14 protein-coding genes and 1 tRNA gene are annotated in these 19,690 nt (G+C 33.0%); 7 read left to right on the top strand and 8 right to left on the bottom strand.

What is annotated here, in order from left to right:
• Window positions 1–85: 85 nt before the first annotated feature.
• Both eco and ACM39_RS05970 read right to left on the bottom strand, forming a co-directional pair.
• Window positions 86–574 carry a serine protease inhibitor ecotin gene (eco, locus tag ACM39_RS05975; protein WP_048510121.1) on the bottom strand — a complete coding sequence of 163 codons (489 nt, stop codon included), beginning with the start codon at window positions 572–574 and terminating at the stop codon, window positions 86–88.
• A 42-nt stretch (window positions 575–616) separates the two neighbouring features.
• Complete coding sequence (locus ACM39_RS05970; protein ID WP_048510120.1) at window positions 617–6,499, bottom strand: alpha-2-macroglobulin family protein; 5,883 nt, start codon at window positions 6,497–6,499, stop codon at window positions 617–619.
• Window positions 6,500–6,517: 18 nt separating this feature from the next.
• Here ACM39_RS05970 and ACM39_RS05965 point away from each other — a divergent pair, with 18 nt between their 5' ends.
• The 3 genes from ACM39_RS05965 to ACM39_RS05955 are packed head-to-tail and all read left to right on the top strand — an operon-like array spanning window position 6,518 to window position 8,655.
• Entirely contained in the window at window positions 6,518–7,273 is a 756-nt protein-coding gene (locus ACM39_RS05965) for a hypothetical protein (protein WP_048510119.1), read from the top strand.
• A gap of 3 nt (window positions 7,274–7,276) precedes the next feature.
• Window positions 7,277–8,356: a DNA replication/repair protein RecF gene (gene recF, locus ACM39_RS05960; protein WP_048510118.1), complete on the top strand. Its 1,080-nt coding sequence runs from the start codon at window positions 7,277–7,279 to the stop codon at window positions 8,354–8,356.
• A 2-nt stretch (window positions 8,357–8,358) separates the two neighbouring features.
• Window positions 8,359–8,655 carry a hypothetical protein gene (locus ACM39_RS05955; protein WP_048510117.1) on the top strand — a complete coding sequence of 99 codons (297 nt, stop codon included), beginning with the start codon at window positions 8,359–8,361 and terminating at the stop codon, window positions 8,653–8,655.
• Here the strand turns inward: ACM39_RS05955 and ACM39_RS05950 are convergent.
• Genes ACM39_RS05950 through ACM39_RS05940 form a run of 3 tightly spaced genes read right to left on the bottom strand, consistent with a single transcriptional unit; the run spans window position 8,633 to window position 12,411 of the window.
• Complete coding sequence (locus ACM39_RS05950) at window positions 8,633–10,663, bottom strand: recombinase (protein WP_048510116.1); 2,031 nt, start codon at window positions 10,661–10,663, stop codon at window positions 8,633–8,635. The two genes, ACM39_RS05955 and ACM39_RS05950, sit on opposite strands and share 23 nt — an antisense overlap.
• Before the next feature lie 13 nt (window positions 10,664–10,676).
• Window positions 10,677–11,321: a monofunctional biosynthetic peptidoglycan transglycosylase gene (gene mtgA, locus ACM39_RS05945; RefSeq protein ID WP_048510115.1), complete on the bottom strand. Its 645-nt coding sequence runs from the start codon at window positions 11,319–11,321 to the stop codon at window positions 10,677–10,679.
• A 43-nt stretch (window positions 11,322–11,364) separates the two neighbouring features.
• Window positions 11,365–12,411, bottom strand: coding sequence for an ABC transporter substrate-binding protein (locus tag ACM39_RS05940; protein WP_048510114.1), 1,047 nt, complete (start codon window positions 12,409–12,411; stop codon window positions 11,365–11,367).
• A 47-nt stretch (window positions 12,412–12,458) separates the two neighbouring features.
• Here ACM39_RS05940 and ACM39_RS05935 point away from each other — a divergent pair.
• From ACM39_RS05935 to ACM39_RS19185, 3 genes are all read left to right on the top strand, one after another.
• A tRNA-Arg gene (locus ACM39_RS05935) sits at window positions 12,459–12,532 on the top strand.
• A 498-nt stretch (window positions 12,533–13,030) separates the two neighbouring features.
• Window positions 13,031–13,249 (top strand): hypothetical protein, encoded by a 219-nt coding sequence (locus ACM39_RS05930; RefSeq protein WP_131701418.1) that lies wholly within the window; start codon window positions 13,031–13,033, stop codon window positions 13,247–13,249.
• 373 nt (window positions 13,250–13,622) lie between these two features.
• The gene (locus ACM39_RS19185; protein WP_165585101.1) at window positions 13,623–13,772 is read left to right on the top strand and encodes a hypothetical protein; all 150 of its coding nucleotides are present in this window, start codon (window positions 13,623–13,625) and stop codon (window positions 13,770–13,772) included.
• Window positions 13,773–13,834: 62 nt separating this feature from the next.
• On the opposite strand, the gene ACM39_RS05925 is transcribed toward ACM39_RS19185, so the two are convergent.
• From ACM39_RS05925 to ACM39_RS05915, 3 genes are all read right to left on the bottom strand, one after another.
• On the bottom strand, window positions 13,835–14,470 hold the full coding sequence (locus tag ACM39_RS05925; RefSeq protein WP_131701417.1) for a hypothetical protein: 636 nt from the start codon (window positions 14,468–14,470) through the stop codon (window positions 13,835–13,837).
• On the bottom strand, window positions 14,425–14,961 hold the full coding sequence (locus ACM39_RS05920) for a hypothetical protein (protein ID WP_048510111.1): 537 nt from the start codon (window positions 14,959–14,961) through the stop codon (window positions 14,425–14,427). The genes ACM39_RS05925 and ACM39_RS05920 overlap by 46 nt, the downstream gene beginning before the upstream one ends.
• A 165-nt stretch (window positions 14,962–15,126) precedes the next feature.
• On the bottom strand, window positions 15,127–17,460 hold the full coding sequence (locus tag ACM39_RS05915; protein WP_165585100.1) for an alpha-amylase family glycosyl hydrolase: 2,334 nt from the start codon (window positions 17,458–17,460) through the stop codon (window positions 15,127–15,129).
• A gap of 412 nt (window positions 17,461–17,872) precedes the next feature.
• Here ACM39_RS05915 and ACM39_RS05910 point away from each other — a divergent pair, with 412 nt between their 5' ends.
• The gene (locus tag ACM39_RS05910) at window positions 17,873–19,528 is read left to right on the top strand and encodes a DUF6377 domain-containing protein (RefSeq protein WP_048510109.1); all 1,656 of its coding nucleotides are present in this window, start codon (window positions 17,873–17,875) and stop codon (window positions 19,526–19,528) included.
• Window positions 19,529–19,690: the final 162 nt, after the last annotated feature.

Raw genomic sequence — 19,690 nt, 5'->3', positions numbered from 1 at the left:
GAGGAGTAAAAGTGGATAGCTGGATAAGCTTCTAAAACAAAAACTCCCCACAAATGCGAGGAGTTTTGTATGAAATATAATTTGATTATTTCTGAACTGCTTTTTTCATTGTTGCATCAGGACGCAAAATTCTGTAGCGAACTTCCAAATCCTTCGGAACATAAAACACCAACGGTAATTTGCTGTTATATCTTACAATTTCCGGCTGAAGCGTTACGAATTGCTTTGTCAGTTTTTTATCCAGACAAGCCATCAAAGTCCCGCCAACTTCACCATTTGATTCTACATCATAATAGCTGTAGCCCCAACCCTGCAAATCCTGAGTTTTTACATTGCCCACCAAAAAATGTTTGTTGCAATCCAACGTTTTCTCTGCACCAACAAAGAGTTCAACTTTCAGATCATTTTCATTTTTAGCAATCGGAAGCTGAATATATACTTGCTTATAGCCTTCTTTGGCTTTTGGGAACATTTCAATCTGTAATTTCTCAAACTTTTCCGCCTTTTTCTGAGCGAAAGCATTTACACCAACCAACATTACCAAACCTGTAATTACCGTTTTTGAAAATTTCATATTTTTTGTATTTATTTTTTATTGATTCTATAAACCCAAAAATCATTCCAAAATCTGAACATTCGCTCCTTTTGTATGAGCATTCATCTGCGGAGCATAATAATTCTGTATCGTCGTAATGCCGTTTGAGAATTTTCCGGATGCATTGGCAAGATAGTCGTATTCAAATACATATTTGCCTTTTGGCATATATTGAATATAGAAATTTGTGGATGCATCTTTAGTAGACTGATAATAGCCTAAATTATTTTTCCACTGATATCCTGAAAGCACATTTACAGGCTCAAATCCAGCCGCTCTCATGTCTTTGATATGAATAAACTCCATCGGCCGGTCTGTATTCAGAATCATTCTTACGGTCACTTTCTCTCCTACCTTCAATGGAGTTTCAGGTGAGATTTTCTGTAATTCTTCACCATTTACTGTTTTGATTTTTTTGTACAATTCTTTTGTGATAGAAATGTAATTTTCAGACGATTTGATTTTATCCAAATCTTCATAATATTGCCAGAATAGCCCTCCCTGAACAATTCCGGGACCAGGTTTTGTTACAGTAACCGTTGCCAAATTCTTGTCTACAACATCAGTTTTTACAGCAGATTTCACGTAACCTGTTGCCTGGGTCTGAGTCTGTAATTCTTTTCCTCCCCAAACAACAGTTGCTTTATCACTTTCAGTGCCTGCCCATGATTTCCCTGAATTTAAAATTGTAAAAATCACTTCCGAAGTTCCTCTTGAGCTACCCCAAGAATTAACTTCTTTCTGGGTAATCAGCCAGATTTTCATGTCTTCAATGAATTTCTGATCGTTTGGTCTTAAAGTATTGAAAGCTTCCAAAGCTCCTGCATGATTCACCACTTTTGAACTGAACCAACCCCAGTCATCAAGATTCTGTTTCCAGTAAACACCTTGAGTTTTTGTATCTGTAGAAGTTTCTTTTAAATAATTCATTACTTTATCTGAAACATCTTTCAGTCCAAAATCGTTTGTCAATAAAGCCATACGATGCAATCCGAAGAATGTAAATTCAGATAATTTAGCTGTTTTTGCTTTCTGTTTTACCAATGATTTTAAGGCTAAACCTTTTCCTTTTAAAGGATATTGTTTTTCCCAATAGTTTCTTGTGTCCAGATAATCAACCGTCGAATTATTCCAAACATTTTCTTTCTTTACATCATAATACTTACTGATTTCGTTGTCTACATACTGAACTAATTTCATCACCAATTCATTCTGTTCTGAACTTTGATAATCTTTCACATTATCTTTTAACCAAGAGTTGATTTTTCCTAAGTTTTTCAAGATATACAACGAAGTCGAGTATGAACTTGGATAACCTTGATACCACGAGAATCCACCGTCCGGATTTTGCAGCTTTTTGAAATCGTCCCAATCCTGATTGATTGAATTTTTCATCATATTTGCATCAAATAAAAGTGCCAGTTTCTGCATTTGTTCACCTTCATTTTTGCTTTCTAAAACCCAAGGTGTTTCTTCCAACAACAATTGTTTTAGTTCCTGATTTTTTTCAAGTTTTGAATTTAATAATCCTTTGTTTTGATACTCTTCAAAAACATTTTTCATTTTCGGATTAGCTTTAAAAATTTCAGAAGCTAAAACATCTGCAAACCATTTATTGAAAATCACATCGGCAGAATTATTCTGATCATTTTTCAGACTTGGAAGCGCAAACATAATCTCCCAAATCGGATTTGTCGTTAATTCCAATGTATTTGAAACGTTGGAAATAGTCGTAGAATTTGTACCTTTAAGGTTATCTAAAACAAAAGTTTTTGTTTCCCCTTCTTTCACAAAAATCGGAAGCGCATCAGTCACCAACATTCTGTTTGGTAAAATTGCCACCGCTTTTTGTTCGCCATCAGAATAATTTCCTGCTTTTGCCACTACTTTTAAAATAATTGAAGAAACATTGTTCGGAACCTTAACTTTCCATGTCAACACTGAATTTCCGTTTTCGTTTATATCAAAATTTTGGGTACTTGAATTTAGCCCAAATTTAGACGAAATATCTTCATTGGTAAAAGCATCCAGTACTTGTAAACTTGCCGAACCACTCAGTTTTTTATTCGTTAAGTTCGAAAGTTTTGATTGCAAATTAAGCTCATCCCCTTCTCTTAAAAATCTAGGATAATTCGGAGTTACTGAAAACTCCTTCTGTGTCACAACTTCTTTTTGTAAGGTAGCTGCTCTTGCATCTTTTGTGTGGGCTAAAAACAGTAATTTCCATTTTGTCAGAGCTTCAGGAGAAGTGAATTCAAAGCCTACATTTCCTTCTGAATCTGTTCTCAAATCCGGATAAAAAAATGCTGTTTCATTCAAATTCTGACGAACGGGAACTTTTTCTAAAGAACCTTCATCATCTTTATCTAAAATACCATCTGCATCCACATCTGTATATTGCTTCTTTTCCTGCTCAGTCAACTGCCTTCCGGAATTCACAATATCTACTGCGGCATCATTCATTTGAATAGATTCCTTTTTCATTTTTGGAGCTGCTGCTACCATAGCCACAGCCCTTGCGCCGCCACGGATATTAAGGCCCGGAACTCGTCCGCCAAGTTTTTGTGGGGTGATATAGCTTATTTCACCATCAAACCAATTAAACTGAGGCACATCTACATAATTTCCATTAAAATATTTTCCTCTTTTTTCGTAATATTCTGACGAAAGATTGTCACTCATAGCGTACGAAGAAACTATGGAGTAAGGAATATACAGATTTTGCCAAGTAAAATTATTTGCATCAAATTGGTCAAGAGACATATCATACATATTAGCCAAAACCTCAGCATTAATCTTCTCTTTGTCGTTTCCTGAAACTTTTACGGACCATTTTTCTTTAGAGTTGGGTTCTAATTTATCTCTGAAAGTAACGGTTTCAATTTTTAAAGGCTGTTCTGTGTTTTTGATTTTCAAATCAATACCCTGTGTCTGAACATCATTAAATGCAACAATCTGGAATTGAATGTTCACCAGAGAAACAGATTTATCTTTTGGGATATCTACCGAATATTCCAACACTCCGTTTTTAAGCTTCTGAACATCTGAAGCCGTTTTCCCCAAACCATTCTGAACGAAAATATTCACCAAAGCATCCGGAATCGCAGAATAAACGTATACTTTTGCTCTTTCACCTCTTGAAAATTCATTTTTAGGTTCTAAGACTGTCAGGAAAGTTTTTTGATTAGGTCTTAAAGAATTTTTATCCCAGATATTGAAATTCTGCGTAGTTTTTATTGTGTCTTTTCCTTCAATATTATACAATTCCAATTGATAATTACCGGCTTCCAATTTTCCTAACTCTAACTCAGTTGCTGATTGCTGAGTTTTATCAATCAAAACTTTTTCAACTTGCCAGTTTTTCTGTTCATCATTTTTATTATAAAGATCATGAGGAAATTTGCTGATAAACTCCTCTCTCGAAAACTTCGGTACATCCTGAATTACTGATTTAAAATTATTTCTAAAAATTCGGTTTGGTTCCTGAAGCTTTGACAATTTTATCTGGTAAGATTTTTTAAGTTCCTGTTCATTATAATTTTTTGTCTCTACTTTCAGTTTTACATTTTCATCTGAGAAGGTATTTTTAATCTCATCAGCTTTGATGTAATGTGAAACCGAAGCTACTCTCAGATTCGTATCTGCAGATTGTGTCTCACCATTAATATCTGTTACCGATGCATTGATTTCATAATTATCAATCTGAATACCCTCTGTATTTTCATCTTTTTTAAGATCTAATTTAATTGTGAACTCTCCTTTTTCATCAGTTTTCACTTCTCCCAAAATTGAGTTTTCGTTATTGTCGCCTCGCGGATACCAACTGAAATATCTCCACCGGATATTATGCTTTTTAATTTCATAATTTACCGTGGTATTATTTAATGGTACTCCGGAAAACATCAACGCTTTTCCTTTCAGCTCAATAATCTGCCCATATTTGTATTCTTCTTTTACCGGCTGAAATGTTACTTCAAATTTTGGTCTTTTATATTCTTCAACGTTTACACTTTTATAGCCTCCAGTTCCGCCATCCGTTTGCAGAGTAAATCTGCCGTTTAATTTTCCTTTTGGCAGAACAAAACTTCCGTGATAAGAACCGAATTCATTCGTTGTAAAATCCTGTGAAGTTACGTCCTGGTAATTAGCATCTTTTAAAGTGATTTTTTGTTTTAAACCAGAAACAACAGACTCAATTTCTTTATCAATTTTGATATTGATGACTTTAAAATAAACGGTCTGCCCAGGTCTGTAAATCGCTCTGTCTGTAAAAATTTGGGCAGCTGTCCTGGTTTCTTTATTAGGGCTTCTATCACCATAATCCCTGTAAATGTTAATAATCTGATAATCATTAGTTTTCGATTGCTGAATAAGATAAGTTCTGTAATACTCTTTAGGCGGCAATGTAAAAACACCTTTTTCATCAGTTTTACCTGAAGTTTTACTTAATCCTTTACCGTTTATATATTCATAAAATGTAAGATTTTCATTAATAACAGGTTTACCGTCTTCACTGTTCACTAATTTTAGTTCATTAGAATTAATTTCTCCTCCAGCTTTGTTTTGGTAAATAATTTTGTTGTTTGAAACTAAGAAGTAGAAGTTTTGGTTCTTGTCATTTTCTCCTTCCACAACATTATATTCCGCCACATATACTCCCGATGGGAGAGGTTTTATCTCCAAAGAAGTAGAATGTAGCTGGTAATCTTTTGAATCCGATAGCTGATATGTCTCTTTTCTTACCAAGTTCTTTTTAATGTTCCCATATAAATCTGAGTAAGAATTTCCTGCATATTGCATGAAAAATGTAAAATCTTCTTTTACTTCATAAATATTTAAAGAAAATTCTGAAACATTTTTATGATCTACAGCAAAGTGAATCGGCAGGTTAGCCTGAGTTTGGCGTTCATAATGAAAATTAAGGCTTGGTGTTTTAATTTGTGCCTCTTGTTCTTTAATATTTTCAATAAAAGGAGATTTTGGATATTGAGCTTTTGCTTCGTCCGCAATTTCCAAAGCTGCTTTTTGTTGCTTTTTCACAATCAATTCAGACATGACTTGTTCCATAATTAGAACCTTATAATCGCCTTCGGTATTGGATTTTACAAGATTTTTAAGTTGTTCCAGTTTATCTTTACATTGAGTAAAATTGCAATTCTCTTCCAATTTCTGATGCATGAAATACAACTTAGAATTTCCATTATTCTGCACTATCAATTCATCAAAAATCTCATCAGTTTTTTTTCTGTTTTCAATGAGTTCATTTTTTGTAAAAAGCTCATTATTAGTAAGAAATTCAACTTTCTTCAAAACATACCAATCAGCCAAAGTCGGAAAATAAGCAACATCTTTTGAATTGGAAAACAAGTCTTTATACTTTGCCAAAGAAACTTTTTTCATTTCAGTTTTTTGCTGATCAAGTTCCTGAAAGTTTTTCGACAGATAATTTTTAAAGTCAAGTTTGCTCCAGGTTTCAATTTGTAAAATATCCTGAGAGCTCAGATTAGTTCTGCCATTTATTTTCCATGAGTTCTGGTTATAATAATCCATAAAGAAATTATTTTCCAAAACTTTAAAAACAATCTTTTCATCACCCTTCAGCTGTTTTTCACTCTTCTGAATTTTAGTGAAAAACTTTGATGCAGAATCATTTTGCTCATCATCTGTTGTCATGTTTACAATACTGAACTCGCCCTTCAGAGACCGAATCAGCTGCAATGTATTATTTTCTTTCATGGCTTGGTTTTGTATCTCTAAAATAATGGGAAGATTAGATTTATACGCTCCCTTTTTACTATTTTCTTCTATTTTTTTCCACTGGCTGTCATAATATTTCTGAGCAAAAGCAGCAGAAAAATTCAGTAGTAAAAGCAAAAGCAGAAAAATCTTGGAAAATCTTTTCATATATGTTATTTTTGATAAATGAACTTCTTAAAAATACTGAAAAAAACCGTTATTGATAGTCAACTTTACGTGTCCTTAATGGGAACTTTTTTTGCAGTATTTTTCATGGAAGAGCAAAACACATTCCGTTTCCCTACAGTCTTCTTAATTTTCATCACTTATTTCAGCGGTTATTTGTACACAAAATACCAATACACTCAATATTTCTTTAAAATTTTAATTTTAAATGCTATTGCAGGTATAATTTGTGCTTTTTTAATTTATCATAATCATAATGAAATACGATTACTAAAATGGTTTATTATTGTAATTCTCGGATTGCTTTACAACAGCTTTTTTCTTGATGTATATATCAGAAAAATTCCTTTATTAAAAGTGTTTTATGTAGGATTGGTTTGGGCTTTGGTAAATTGCTGGCTTACCTTACCTGAATTTAATCTCCCCATATTTCTGATAAGTTTTTTCTTTATTACAGCCTTAGTTTTACCTTTTGACATCCGGGATATGAAAAATGATACTGTGGAAACCTTTCCAAAGTTAATTGGAATTCAAAATACAAAATATATTGCTTATTTATTGGTTTTTGTGAGTATTATTCTATCAATTTTATATTTAGATTTAAATTATTCAATTGCTTTTTTTATTTCCGGCATTATCACTTATATTTTAATTTACTTCTCTGAAAATGAAAGAGATGACGTATACTTCTCTTTTGGAGTGGAAACCTGCTCTGTACTTCCTTTTTTATTTTCAGTAATAATGAAGTATTTTTGACAAATGATTATCAAGAAACTCTCCCTGTACAATTTTAAGAACCATTCCGAAAAAAGGTTCGAATTTTCTCCTCAAATTAATTGCTTTGTGGGAAATAACGGTGTGGGAAAAACCAATATCTTAGATGCTTTACATTATCTTTCCGTAGGTAAAAGTTTCTTGGGTAATACTGATATCAACAATATAAAACAAGAAGAAGATTTTTTTACTATTGATGCTGAGCTGCAAAATGAAGACAGCGAAGATATCATTAGAATTACACAGCCAAAAGAAGCAAAAAAAACCATAAAAAAAAATGATAAAAGCTACGACAGATTAGCCGATCATATTGGTTATCTTCCAAGTGTGATGATTTCGCCCTATGATTCAAATTTGATTTCCGACTCCGGAGAAAGCAGAAGAAAGTTTTTGGATTCAATGATTTCCCAGACAGATTCTGAATATCTTTTTGATTTAATTCAATACCAAAAGACAATTCAGCAGAGAAATGCATTGTTGAAATATTTTGCAAAAAACAGAACCTGGGATAAAGATTCTTTAGAAATTTATGATGATCCAATTACTAAATTCGGGACTAAAATTTTTACCAAAAGAAAAAACTTTGTAGAAAAATTAAACCCGATTGTACAAAATTTTTATAAAATAATTTCCGGCGGCAAGGAAACCGTATCTGTTATTTATGAGTCTCATTTGCTGGAACAATCCTTTGAAAACCTATTAAGAGAAAGCATTGAAAAAGACAGAATGCTTACTTATACCTCGAGAGGGATTCACAAAGATGACTTACTTTTTGAAATGGATTCTGTTTTGATCAAGAAAATTGGTTCTCAAGGACAGCAAAAATCTTTCCTGATTTCTTTAAAATTAGCTCAGATGAGCCTTGTAAAAGAATTAACAAATAAAACTCCGATTCTGTTATTAGACGATATTTTTGATAAGCTTGATGATACCAGAGTTTCCCAGTTAATTGAGCTCGTCAATCAGGAAAATTTTGGACAGATTTTCATTACAGATACCCATAGAGAACGCACAGAAAGTGTCGTCAGAAAAATCAATGAAGAAAGTATAATTTTCGAAATTTAATAATGAAGAAAAATAAAAAACGTGAATTTCAGTCTTCAGAACTTGTAAAATCCTTTGCAAGAATTCATGGTTTTGAGCACAAACTGATAGCTTTTGACATCAGAGATTTTCTTGAAGATTATCTTGACGAAAGTCTTTTTCGTGAAATCAGGAGTGTGGATATTGAAAACACATGTATTATCATCAAAATAGATTCTCCTCTATTAAAGCACGATTTTAAAATGCGAAAAAGTTTTTATTTAAAGAAATTTCAGGCAAAATTTGGAGAAGACAAATTTAGTGATCTCCAGATTTTGTAGAAACTGTATTGTTCATCAAGTCATCTGCTTTTTTATCTAATCTTGAACGTAACGGTAAGAAAAATTTTAATGGATGTTTAATAAAATATTTAAAAATTTCTTTATAAATCTCACTCACCTGTCCAAAATTTAATTTTCTTGATCTAAATGCTAAAAACATTGAGAGAGTAAAGCTGATCAAAAAATTAAAGAACCCAATTAAAAATACGGTAATAAAAGAAATCCAGAAGGTATAGGAGTCAACAGTAAAATCTTTTCCATAAAGACCAAGAGCGAAGTTTCCAGCGGCAAATGTAATGTGGCGGATATCCAGGTCTAAACCAAAAAATAACCCTACAGGAGCCGTCGCCCCCAAGAAAACCCCGAACCAGAAGTTAGAAACAATCCCAGGCCAGTTTTTAGCATAATATTTAGATAAATTTCCTGCAAATTTTTTACCGAAAACCCTTCTGATAGAAAGGTTTTTTGCAATTCTTTCGGGTATCTGGTAAAAAACAGAATTATTGCCAATATTTCCTGAAATAATCCCTGAGATAAAAAGGTAAAATCCAGCAATACTTGCATGTAAAATGGCCTTAGATTTAAAAGGATCCAAATCTTTTAACAATTTATCAGATCGGTCAACGGCTAAGTTTTGTGAGAAAAATACATCCAGACCATAAATTATTGCCAACGCAATAGGAAAAGACAGCAAAACATTTCCCACAAATGCAATAAACTGACTTCTAAACAGTTTCGAAACCAAATGCGCAAATTCTGTGTTATTTCTTTTACTGTATCCTTCTTCAGATAGTACTTTAGTCATGGTTGCTGCTGTCATTGCGGGTTGTTTTGTAGCCAAAGTGAATCCCATCAGATAAATCATCACAAAACCCATCGCATAATTCATAGAATATAAAAACGCATGAGAAAAATCACTTCCTGGAATATAGCCGTAAAGCATTTTCAAAACACATAATGCACCCACAATAATCCCACCACCACTTGCTTTGTAGAACATAGTCATATACTCTTTCCTCGTTGAAGTGATGTAATGAGTGCCGGTTTCAGCCGTATGATTGGTGATAAGATGAGAAATTAATCTCGTACTATCGTTGATTAATTCTGTAATATTATTTTTATGAGATTTATAACTTAAAATATTAAAAACCAATTGCTTTGATTTAATAATAACATCATCTTCGTTATCAATTACAAGCAATTGTACAATCTCGTAAATTCTTTGTATCTGTTGACCAATTTTCAGAAGAGACTGATTAATTTTCCCTGAAATTCCGTATTTAGATGAATTTTTAAAGGCAATATTTACAAATTCCTGACATTGCTCAATATAAATTTTAATCTGTTTATATCTGCTGTCTTTAGAGGTTAACTGAATCTCAGGATTATTTTTAAATTCTTCAGCAAGCCCTTCCAATTCATTTTGTAAGGCTAAAAACGGATTGTCAAAATTCCTGTATTCCGGAGCCATTCTTACCACCTCTACTTCCATTGCTGCCCCCGTCACCCGCCAAGAAAGGATGTTCATTGCGAATATCATCTCATTCTTTACCCTTGCATTTTTAATAAAATCAGAAATTCCCAGAATAGTAAAGAATTCATTGATTTCATTTTCCGGAAGATTGTAAAAGTATTTTAAATCTTTTTTAGGCCTTACGCTAACATTATCAATCATGTACCACACCGTTTTTTCATTCACTACAGGTGGTAAAATTGTATTAAGAACCCTTTTTTTAAGTTCAGGAAAGAAAGCGTTTTCCGACAAGATATTGGCCTCTGTAAGAGATAAATTGAATGGTCTTTCTTCGAAAATATGATGAAGGTAATATTTAAAATTTTCAGCAAAAACAGGGTTATTTCTGAAAAAATTAATAACATCCGTAAAATCTGCTCTCTTTACACTTTCTAATAACTCTGCGAAAGGTTCTAGAGAAAGAGTTTCGTTCTTAAATGAAAAGTATTTTTTAAGAACTGATTTAAAATTTATACTGGAATTGAGAAATTTCATTAGCACAAAGATACTATTTCAAACTCACATTCCTCATTTGTCTCATAATCCAATTATGTTTCTTGCTCAGATATGCTGATGGATTTTTAGGATCATACTTCTTAGGATTAGGTAAAACGGCTGCTATCCAGGCTGCCTCAGAAGTCGTAAGCTCTTTGGAAGGTTTTCCAAAATAATACTTTGCTGCAGCTTCAACGCCAAAGACCCCCTGTCCCATTTCGATAGAATTCAGATATCTTTCCAAAATGATATCTTTTCCCCAAGTTTTTTCAATAATAAATGTATAAACGGCTTCTAAACCCTTTCTAAACCAACTTCTGCCCTGCCAAAGAAAAATATTTTTTGCTGTCTGCTGGGAAATGGTACTTCCCCCTCTGATTTTTTTCCCCTTTTCATTGTGCTCCATTGCCTTTTCGATAGCGGTATAATCAAAACCATTATGAATAAAGAACTTTTGGTCTTCCGAAGCAATAACTGCCTTCTTCACATTACTTCCCATTTCATCATAAGAAATATAGTCTCTATGCAGTTTTCCGAACTCAAAAAGCCCCCCTATTTGAGTAATAGTAATTGGTGGATTGAAAAATCTTCCCCAAATGATAAATACCACATTCAGTATTAAAACTATGAACAGAAATTGTTTAATTTTTTTCCACATAATATTTAAAAAAAGAAATGCAAAAGTAAGGAAATACTCTGAGTTATTTTAATTCTGCCATATAAGTTGGCTGATAATTAGGTAAAAGCTCAGGATGAAAAATTTTAATATAATCTTTAAGAACTAAGTCTGATCTCACGACCCCACTTTCAAAAAAATCATTTGCTTTTCCCTTTTCTTTACCTGCAATACTATATACTTTGCCTTTATTAAAAACTTCTAATTTCCCATAAAAAGGATTGATATCTATCATTTCTTTCTTAGAAATATGATTTCCTGCATTTACCCAATACTGAACCTCGCCGGACTTCGCAAACACTTCTTCAAAGCTCATCGTCACCGCTTTTGTATCAGCATTATCTTTTAAAATATAATTTGCGTTGGCATCCGAAATATAATTTGCTAAAGAAGTCTTACCACCAGGAAGATACCAGACATCACCATACATTTCATTCGCCAAAACAGTTGGCTTTACAATCGCCTTTAAAGCTAATCGCTTTAGATCATTATAACTTTTTTCAATTTCTGCATATTTAGCTTCAGCTTCTTTATCTTTTCCCAAAAGTTTTCCGAAAAGCTTTATGTAAGCTGTTTTCTCTAATGAATTCTGCTCCATATATTCATCTAAGAAAATAACCTGGACTCCATTATTTTTAAGCAGCTCATATGTATTATCAAAACTAGCAATATGATTGGTAAAGATAGCATCCGGTTTTAAAGAAATAATTTTCTCTACATCATATTTCTGCTCGCTTCCTACATTTTGAATCTTTCCTCCTTTAAGCAAACTGTGAATTTTTTCTGAATAAATATATTCAGGACTTGAGACACCAATAACGAGATTTTCAGCTCCCAATTCTGAAATATATCCCATCAAACTGGCATTTAATAATATTATTTTCTTGAAAGGAACCTGTTCAGATTTAAAATTGTAGGTATAATTTCCAGATTTAATTTCCAATACATTCGTTTGTTCTTTATATTGAACATTATTTGAAATGGAAATCCAGTCTGAAGATGAAATTTTTTGCTCTCTTTTACAAGAGATTAGCATAAAAAACGTGATTAATAGTAAAATTCTTAATTTCATCTTTCAAAGAAAAGAAAAAAGTGTTATATTTGCAAACCTTTAAGGAAGGCCTCGTGGCGCAACTGAATAGCGCATCTGATTACGGCTCAGAAGGTTACAGGTTTGAATCCTGTCGAGGTCACAAGACCGACATTTGAAGTTTTTCCACTTCTTTGTCGGTTTTTTTTATTTTATAACTCTTTGTTAATCAAAGCAATATTACCAGCAAGACTGTTAATTTTTGTGGTTTGAAAATACTCGCCATCGAAAGTTAACTTTTCAGGATATATCAAACCAACAATTGCCCTTTTGTCAATTTACTTGCGTTATTGTATCTTTCAGAGATGTTTACAATGGCATTTAAGGCTTGACTCATCTTCTTCTCTATATCATCTGTGTCACCAGAATTTTTTAATGAATGTAATTAAAGGTGATATCTTCAATTTCCGCTTTATATTTCATTTTAATCCTGAACTTGAATTTAATTTTAACTTCTGATCCGTTTGACAAAAAACTATGTTCGCAGCTGAAGAAAAAATTCAAGAAGGAATTGAAGCACAAATGAATGAATATAAAGATAAATTGTTACTTTTTAACTTAATAGTAGTTTCTACTTATCAAGTTATTAGAAGAAGATCCGATGGTAGAAACATTAAAAGCTTTACATATAGGGATGACTGACAAAGAGAAGAAAGCAACACTTCTAAAATTGCAAAGAATGAAGCAACTCCCAAAACAGTGTGAAAAAGTAGAGTATGCTGCTAAATTATATGCAGATTCAACTCCTATACAAGGTCTAATAACCGCAGAAACAAAGAAACCAGACATTTGGCTTAATGATTTATTTAACATACAATAACCATGAAAGAAATAAAAGAAATTATAGAATATTTTATTGATATTGAAGAAGAAATTGAAGTTTCATTACGAAATAGAAATTTAATTGAACATAATATTTAGTAGATAAAATTTTAAAAATTAGTGGTGAAGATTTGTTTTTAGCAGAAAAGAAGTTTGAGCCATTATCTATGATTATAAAAAGAGAATGTAGATTTATTAGTAACACCGCGCTATTTATTTAAAATAAGCGAATATAATAATGAAAAATATGGTACAAGCATGGGTATGTTATGTTTCTTTTCCAAATCCAAATGAATCAATAAAAAAAAATAAAAGAATTTTTTTTTATTGATTCAATTAATGAAGAATTAAAAATTGTTTCTGATTTTATAGTGAGTTCAGACGCTAAAGAATGGAGACATGTTGGTGGTGATGAAGATAAAAGCTTACGTTTGCATAATCTGGGTAAACCTGTAAAGGTAGAGCGTTATTTAGAGCCAACTGATGAATGGAGTTTAGAAGAGTATTTAAAAAATAAATAAATCATTACAATACATTTAAAAGCGAAATTCTAAGGTAGAAATTTTGCTTTTTTATAAATAAGTTAGACTTTGTCCTTATGGTGATTATAAAATTCTAGTTGATCTATCAAAACCTCATTAATCTCTGTCCAGCCATGTTTTTCAGACAAATGGATGGCAGCTTTCCAGGCATTCATATTGGGTTCTCCAAAATTTGCTCCATTCCAATATCCCGCACTTACTAATGCATCCCATGCCATAAGGGGATCGTTTAATTCTTCATCTAATGTTTTGGCGGCTTCTATATGGGCGTCTCCATTGTATGACTTTGAAGATTTAGCGATTCTTTCCAATGGAAGAAATAATGGATGATTTTGTATTTTTTCAGGCAATCGGTAAATATTATCAGGATGACTTAGCATTAGATCAAATTCTAAATTAGTTCTAGCGTTTGTATTGGGTAATATTTGCAATGAATAGCCTGAAGCATCAAAACCATGAGACTGAATAAAACTTTGCCAATAAAACTGAACCTTACTTTCTTCTCTCAAATCAATTAAATCATATGAATAAGCTCTTTGTCCAATAGCATTATAAGCTCTTATATTCCATATACCATAATCTTTTATTTCAAAATCCGGAAGGTAAGACTTATTTTCATTCATCAAATGCATTAGCTTAGTATATTCTTTCTGTTGTGGAGTGTATAATGATTCCAAAAATCTAAATACACTTTGGTGTAAAATTCCGAGGGATTCTCAAGATATTTTAATTTATCTTTATTATGCAGATATTCTTTTAAAAACTCTAACGAATCCAGGCTATCCGTATATTCTCTAAACGGTAATGAAAGCTCCTCAAGTAATTGCCAATCATCCAAAATGTATTGGATAAAGTCTGACGTATCCAACATTTTTAACTGTCTAAAAGGTAAAAAGTTAGCTAAATTATTTGAAAACAGATAATGGTCACTTCGATTTCTTAAGTAAACAGGAGATTCTAATAATTTTTTATTTGGGGATAATTTAATAGCATAACTATCATATGTCTCAAAGGAAAAAGGAGCTATATACCATTGTCCAGCCTGTAATATTCTGGTATAAATTTTAGCTTCTTCGTGATGGCTGAATTCAACGCCTAAAATTGTATTTAATTTTTCTTTGCCTTTATACAATTCTTTTAAGCCTTGGTGTATCTTGTTTAGTCTCATAAATTAATTTAATACCTAGTGGTAAACTCATTTACCCTCTTATATTAAAAGCTAAACCTCGGTATGAAGTTTAGCTTTTTAATGTTAGATTATCGTTGAAATTTGTAGTATCTCTCAAATTTTCAACAGAACCAGAGTTATCTCCACCCTTAGTTTTTTAAATATTTACTTAAAAACAATCTTTTGCGTTGTAGATTTTGTTTTTGAAGATATATTTATAAAATATATTCCGCTTGGTAATTGGCAGTTTATCTTTCCGGAAGACGATAAATTACTTTGCATTAACATTCTTTTGGAGAAATCAGTAATTGTTATTAAAACTTTTTCATTTGAGGAAATAAAGGATTGGGGAACTTTCACATAAAATTCTCCATTGGTAACAGGGTTAGGATAAACCTCTATATCATTATCTTTTAAATCACTGATTAAACTATCTTTCTCTGCACTTCCTGTCATTTTTAAAGACGAAGATATGGGTACAAATTTCCATTGTGCACTGTACCATCCATTCTGAGCACCTGCATATTGGGCATTTCCTGAAAGATTTTCGATATGCACCCATTCGCTGGTCTGCCATCTGTTAATGATGTAATTCCAGCCGTTGTCCGTAGCTGAAATACTCCATTGTGCGCTGTACCAAGTGGCATCTGTAGCACCTGTCTGCACGGAACCTGTCTGATTTTCAACATGCATATATTTTCCTGTCGCTCTGTTTTTTAATAATACAAAACCTCCTGTAGATATTCTTTCCCATTGATAAGAAGAATTTGTTCCCGGATTTGTTCCGTATTTAAGGGTTCCGCTATTGTTATCATATAAATAAAATTCCGGATGCCATCTGTTTTGAATATTGTAATAGGTGACAGGCGGAGTACCTACTGTAACAGTACTGACAGCAGTCTTGTTTCCATCCTGAGTTTTAACTGTAATAGTAGCTGTACCCGCAGAAACACCTGTCACTACTCCACTGCTGCTCACTGTTGCTACAGAAGAATTGCTGCTGCTCCATGTTACATTTTTGTTGGAAGCATTGGCAGGAGCTACCGTTTCGGTTAATTGTGCTGATGATCCTGTGTTTAAAGAAACTGAGCCCGGACTTACACTCACTCCCGTCACAGGCACTCCCGCAACATTGACATTGGTAAGAACAATATACTGGAATGGCGATAAAGTCTGGGTATTTCCTGAAGTTAATGTCACAGAATTTCCTGAGTATGCATCTTTGTAAGCCCCCGCAAAAGATGAAGGTATGGTAAATGTAGAATTACTGTTTCTTAAGTTTACCATCACGATCACTTTCTCACTTCCGTTTATTTTGGTGAATGCACAAACATTAGTATTGGAATAATTGGTCATTGAACCTCTTCTTACGGCTGTACTTGAGGATCTGAAATTATTAATTTTAGCAAAATCAAGCGCTGCCGAAGGATTCGTATTCCAATTGATCTTTACACTTTGAAAAGGCCAAGGAATGGTTTGGTTAAAATCGACTTCCTGCCCGCTCGTCAGGAACGGAACACCGCGCATATATGCAGATACAAGATAATTTGCGACTACACCTGCATGCCCTCCGAATTGCTGTAACGCTGTGGTACTTCCCAAAACATCATGATTACTGGTGTATCTTACTACCTGTTGCCCATTAGTGGCAAAAGTATATTCTACATCTGTTGTGTTCTGGATCTGAGCTACAGATGTTCCGTTTGCGATAGGTGAAATAGCATCATAATACCATTTATCTCCAAAATTCAGGTCAAATCCTACCTGAAAATTCTCTTTTCTGTCTCCTTCCGCAAACATAAGCAGCTTATGCGAAGTAATTCCCCTGAGGTTTGTAATCACATCAGACCAGAAACTTAACGAAGGATCATTCGCGAAATCACATCTGTATCCGTCGATATTCGCAGCAAAAATCCAATATCTCATGGCATCTATGATCGCAGATTTTACGGAAGCATTATTTAAATTAAGATCAGCAACATCAGGAAAACTGGCCAATTGCCTGATTGATGATCCGTTATAATCATACCAGTCAGGATGCTGTGTAATCCAAGGGTGATCCCATGAGGTTCCGTTCACGGCAAAATCAAGCATGACCGCCATCCCGAGATTATGTGCCTGATCTACCAGTGACCGCAGATCTGCCAATGACCCGTATTCGGTTGCGACAGATTTAAAATCTTTAATACAATAAGGAGAAGGAGAATCCTTAGCACTTGTTCCGTGCGGATAAATAGGCATTAAATAAATGACATTTACGCCCAGGTTTTTAATATCATTAAGTCTTGCAATAACACCCTGCAGATTCCCTGAAGCACTATACGGACGGATGTGAACCTGATACATATTGACATCACTCCTGTCGGGGACTCCATTGAAGGGAGTTCCGTATTGGGCAGGATCCTGCGCCTTAGTCTGAAAACATAATAAAAACAGACACAAAACAGAGAAAATAAATTGTACTGTTTTTCTGTTACCAAAAAATGTTGATGTGTTCATAAAGTTGAATTTTGTGGTTAGCAGTTTAAAATTATATTCTTTCGACAAAGAAAACGGATGGGATGAGGCTAAGGTAAATTGATGAAAAAATAAATTCATAATAATTAACTAAAAATCAAACTATTAAATTAATCGACTATTAAGTTTAAGGTAAATTATAGGTATAAATTGTTTACAATTTTTTAACAAAAACAGAACAAATGCAACCTCAGAAAAAGTTCTCAAAACAACAATTTTGAAAAAATAAGCTCACTTTATTGTGAAAATTAATAAAAATTGACAATAAATTAAGTTTTAAAATATATTCTGTAAACAATCAACAATATAACATGTATTTTTTTTAATAATCTGTCATTATCTGAAAATATATCTATATTAGTAGACTCTTTCATAAAGATCAAAACTCTTTTCAATGTTTAAAAAATTTCTTTTCGGAATATTCTTCCTCGTAGGGGCAACTATGGTGTTTTCGCAAAAAACACTGGATATTCTCTTAAAAACACTGGATCAAGATGTTGCAAAGGAAGATTTTTATACCCAAAAAAAGCAACAGGAAATTCATGCCGTTTTAAAACAGCTGAATTCTAAGAACAGCAACGAGGAAAACTATAAAATCTATCATACGCTTTCCAGAAGTTATGAAGTTTTTATTGCAGATTCAGCAGAATATTATACCAAGAAATCTTTAGAAACAGCACAATTGCTGCGCAATCAAAACTATTCCGCAGAAAGTAAAATCCAGCTCGCCCGAATAAAAGCAAAAGCAGGAATGTTCCCCGTATCACTCGACATCCTGAAAACCATTGATAAAAAAATCCTGAGTCAGAATCAGCTCGTTGATTATTATAAAGCCTATATCGAAGTCTATATTTATTGGATAGAATACCAGGACGGTCACGATATGGAAGAAATTATTCAGAAAAAGAATGCTGTTCAGGATACGCTTCTTGCCATTCTTCCCAAAAACAGTTATGAATATGTGATTAATTTCGGCACAAAAAATATCGAACTTAAAAATTACGACCTTGCTGAAAAAGAACTTTTGCAGGGTTTCAGGTATGTAAAACCGGATACGCGGGAATTTTCAATCCTTAATTCTATCCTTGCTTATCTTTATGAAAAGAAAAATGATATTGAAAAGCAAAAAGAATATCTCGCAAAATCTGCACTTTCAGATATCCATGCTGCCGTAAAAGAAAATATATCGCTGCGTTCGCTTTCTATTTTACTTTTTGATGACAATAATATTTCAAGAGCCAATTCTTACATTAAAAGAAGTCTTGAAGACGCCAATTTCTATAATGCAAGATTACGTAATATACAGATTGCAAGAGTGTTACCTATCATAGATAAAACTTACCAGATAGACCGCGAAAATCAGCAGAAAAAACTACGGGCATTATTCATTACGGCCAGTATTCTATCGCTTATATTATTCATCGCTGTTATTCTTATTATTAAGCAAAACAAAAAAATTTTAAAAGCTCAAAAAAAACTGACGGAAACCAATGAAAAGCTTAATATTTTAAATAATGAGCTTAAAGAAGCCAACCTTCGCCAGATTGAAACCAATCATTCACTTGCTGAAGCCAATCACCTGAAAGAGCAATATATTAAAAGCTTTCTTGAGATCTGCACAGAATATATCGACCGTCTTGCGCATTTCAAAGGAATTGTCAACCGCAAGATCAAAACCGGACAAACCGCCGAGATCCTGAAAATGACCACCTCATCGCAGGATAATACCAAAGAGCTGAAAGAATTATACAGCAATTTTGACAAGGCTTTTCTTAAAATATACCCGAATTTTGTGGAGCAAATCAACGAATTGCTTCGCCCGGAAGAACGTTATCTCATCAATGACAGCCAAACCTTAAATCAGGAGCTTCGTGTTTTTGCCCTGATTAAATTAGGAGTTACCAACAATAATCAAATCGCAACGTTTCTTCATTACACCTTGCGTACGATTTACAACTACAGAAGCAAAGTAAAATCAAAAGCAATTCAATCTGATGAAAGCTTTGAAATTAAGGTTCAGAATCTGGGAAACTTTTCAGATCAGGCATAAGTTTCAGTGATTTTTTTTTACTGAAACAAGAACGTTTTATCTTTTTTTCATCTTAAAAAGTTACTTTATCGCATGCATATTTAATTGATAAATAATTAATATTCAGTTCATTGAAAATTAATACAGTTATTTACGATTTACTTACCCCTGCTTTCGGAAGTT

The sequence above is a fragment of the Chryseobacterium sp. FH2 genome, from assembly GCF_001045455.1.
GTDB lineage: Bacteria > Bacteroidota > Bacteroidia > Flavobacteriales > Weeksellaceae > Chryseobacterium.
This window is presented reverse-complemented; position numbering and strand designations above follow the sequence as displayed.